Origin of the sequence: Vitreoscilla stercoraria DSM 513, from assembly GCF_000382305.1 — a bacterium.
Taxonomy (GTDB): Bacteria; Pseudomonadota; Gammaproteobacteria; order Burkholderiales; family Neisseriaceae; genus Vitreoscilla; species Vitreoscilla stercoraria.
Window position 1 is genome coordinate 1 of sequence record NZ_KB908049.1, and the last position, 2,833, is coordinate 2,833.

Below are 2,833 nucleotides of genomic sequence, written 5' to 3' on the forward strand. Positions count from 1 at the left end.
TTGCTTGACACTACGGCCCAGACGATCTAGCTTCCAAACTACTAAGGTGTCTCCTTCACGTAGCATTTCCAACGTTTTAGACAAACCTGGTCGGTCTGCTCGTGTGCCGCTTACCTTATCCTCAAAGACTTTCTCACAGCCGGCATTTATCAACGCTTCGCGTTGCAATGTAAGGTTTTGATCCTGAGTAGAGACACGTGCATAGCCAATCAGCATGATTCTCCTTGTGCTTCATAAAGAGGGATGTTATGGCTATTCTTCAGATAGCCAACCAATGTCACAAGCTGCACTCGTTTTTTTCTGTAATCTTTCGAGCATACAGCATGGAACTGCTTTTCTGGACTGAATCTGCAAAAGCGAGTGATTGCTTAATCCATATCAATCACAACAGATGGTCTTATGAATGTTATTTATTCTTAAAACTCATTGAAATGGTAAATAATTGAGAATAGTATTTCAAGAACTATTTTCGAGAATGGCAACGCCTTGATTTAGTGTTCCGCATCAATGACCTAATGAGGCTTCTCAAAATCCCTCGTTTTCAAGAATAAGGTAAGTGCATGCCACGCCGTTCAATCCTGACTGCCTTTGAGTGTGAAAATCTACTGGCTTTGCCTGACACCAAGGAGGAGTTGATTCAACTCTATACCTTCAACGATACTGACTTGGCCCGCATTCGGCAGCATCGAGGTGCGGCAAATAGACTGGGTTTCGCAGTGCAACTTTGCTACATGCGCTATCCTGGCATTGTGCTTGCGGCAAATACAGCACCAGATACAACATTACTACGCATAGTCACAGACCAACTCAAGTTATCAGGCGATATCTGGAACGACTATAGTCAACGCCCCGAAACACGGCGCGAACATTTGCTAGAGTTACAGTCGATCTATGGTTTCCAATCATTTACGACATTTCACCACTATCGAGATGCCGTCTACGGTTTAAGCAATCTTGCTTGGCAAACCGATAAGGGTATTGTTTTGGCACGTGAGCTGGTCGACCAACTGCGTAACAGGAATATTCTATTACCGGCAATCAACGTAATAGATCGTATTTGCGCCGAGGCAATCACCCGTGCCAATAGACATATAAACACGATATTGACCGACTCCCTGACAAGATGCCATCGTCAACAGCTGGACGAACTCCTAAAGCTCAAGGATGGTAGTAAAATGACATGGTTGGCATGGCTACGCCAATCACCTGCAAAACCAAACTCTCGTCATATGCTTGAACACATCCAGCGCCTAAAAGTTTGGCAGGGACTTAATTTACCTATTGGAATTGAACGGCAGGTACACCAAAACCGATTACTCAAAATTGCCCGTGAGGGCGCCAAAATGACACCCGCTGACTTGGCAAAATTTGAGCCGAAGCGTCGCTACGCCACTTTGGTTGCCCTAGCGATCGAAAGCATAGCCACCGTCACAGACGAAATTATTGATTTACATGATCGCATTATTGGTAAGCTGTTCAATGTCGCTAAAAATAAGCATCAACAGCAGTTTCAGGTCAATGGCAAAGCGATAAATGACAAGGTTCGACTGTATGGGCGTATTGGGCAAGCCTTAATTGAAGCTAAGAAAAATGGAGGTGACCCGTTTGCAGCCATTGAAATGCTCATGCCATGGCATACCTTTACTGCTAGCGTCACTGAGGCGCAGATACTGGCAAGACCCGCAGATTTTGATTTCTTGCATCATATTGGCGAGGGCTATAACACTTTACGACGCTATTCACCGCAGTTTCTTGACGTGCTCAAGTTGCAGGCTGCCCCTGCTGCCAAGGGATTGCTCAATGCCATTGATGTTTTAAGGGACATGAATAATAACAGCGTCCGCAAAATGCCATCTGATGCTCCAACTGCATTTATTAAGCGACGTTGGACCAAACTGGTTTTAACTGACATCGGTATCGATCGGCGTTACTACGAATTATGTGTACTGTCCGAATTGAAGAACGCGTTACGTTCAGGCGATATTTGGGTACAAGGTTCACGCCAGTTCAAAAACTTCAACGAATACCTGGTGCCAGTAGACAGATTCGTTGCTCTGAAACAGGCTAAAGAATTGTCATTGAACGTGGACACTGATTGTGACCAATATCTGAGTGAACGACTGCAATTACTGGGTGAACAACTTGCCACCGTCAACTGCATGGCAATGGCCAATGCCCTACCTGATGCCATAATCACCAATACATCAGGGCTGAAGATTAAACCGTTGGATACAGCGGTACCCAATGCTGCGCAAACCTTGATTGATCAGACAGCCCTGATTCTGCCACGCCTCAAAATTACCGATTTGTTAATGGAAGTCGACGAATGGACGGGCTTCACTCGCCATTTTACGCACCTGAAGAGCAGTGATATCGTCAAAGATAAAACCTTGCTGATGACAACAATTCTAGCCGATGCAATTAACTTGGGCTTAACAAAAATGGCGGAGTCTTGCCCTGGCACAACTTATGCAAAGTTATCTTGGCTACAGGCTTGGCATATCCGTGATGAAACCTATTCTGAAGCTCTGGCTGAGCTGGTGAATGCACAATTTCGGCAACCTTTCGCCCAAAATTGGGGTGAAGGCACTACCTCATCGTCAGATGGTCAGAATTTCAGAACTGGTAGTAAAGCTAGAAGTACGGGACATATCAACCCAAAATATGGAAGCAATCCTGGGAGAATTTTTTATACCCATATCTCTGACCAGTATGCACCTTTTAGTACCAAGGTGATCAGTGTCGGAGTACGTGATTCGACTTATGTGCTTGATGGTTTGCTAAATCACGAATCTGACTTGCGTATTGAGGAACACTACACTGATACGGCGGG

Annotated in this window: 2 protein-coding genes; one reads left to right on the forward strand and one right to left on the reverse strand. The window is 45.1% G+C overall.

Annotation, left to right across the window (positions count from 1 at the left end; all coding sequences use genetic code 11):
• Positions 1-216: recombinase family protein (locus H150_RS0113320; RefSeq protein WP_019959550.1), on the reverse strand; the 216-nt coding region annotated here is incomplete at its 3' end.
• A gap of 344 nt (positions 217-560) precedes the next feature.
• Here H150_RS0113320 and H150_RS0113325 point away from each other — a divergent pair.
• The coding region (locus tag H150_RS0113325) for a Tn3 family transposase (RefSeq protein WP_019959551.1) at positions 561-2,833 on the forward strand (2,273 nt) is incomplete at its 3' end.